This window comes from Halobellus sp. Atlit-38R (assembly GCF_003665925.1).
In the GTDB taxonomy this organism is placed as follows: Archaea; Halobacteriota; Halobacteria; order Halobacteriales; family Haloferacaceae; genus Haloquadratum; species Haloquadratum inordinatus.
In genome coordinates this window covers 1-551 of sequence record NZ_QXIJ01000168.1, presented here as the reverse complement: position 1 = coordinate 551, position 551 = coordinate 1, and the positions used below count along the sequence as shown (strand labels likewise).

Annotated in this window: 1 pseudogene; it reads right to left on the bottom strand. The window is 62.8% G+C overall.

Annotated elements, in window-relative coordinates:
* Positions 1 to 551 (bottom strand): annotated as a pseudogene (locus D3D02_RS18740) (lysylphosphatidylglycerol synthase domain-containing protein); the annotation flags it as partial.

Sequence of the window (551 nt, the reverse complement as noted above, 5' to 3'; positions counted from 1 at the left end):
CCGCCGAGCGAAACGCCGAGTTCGAACGTCCGCACGACGAATACAGCAGCAGCAGCGCCCGCCGCCGGTGCACCCGTGGTGAGGACGAGCGCACCGGCCAACAGGACATCGTACGTCCCGACGCTCCCCGGAACGGGGACGATACTCACCGCCTGTGGAAACGGAATCATCGCGATGATTGGAATCAGGCTGGCTGTCGTCCCAGTGCCGGCGAGCGCAACCCAAATCGCAACCGCAATCGTCAGTTGTTCGATGATTCCCCCGAGCGCGATGAGTCCGAGCAGTACCGGTGCGTTCCGAAAGTACACCACTCGTTCCCAGAACTTGTCGACGGCTTCAGCAACGGCGGCTCGGCCGTAGGGCGTCTCGTGATAGAGACCGGACACCGCGCGGACAATCGGGGTGAGTACGATGACAAGGACCGCAGAGAGAAGCGCCCGACCCCAGACGAGTACGGCACCGACGACGCTCAAGACAGCAATCGCACTGGCCAGCGTCAGAAGCACGAACGTCGGCGTCAAACCACCGAGTAGGAGAATCCCGGAGAGAAC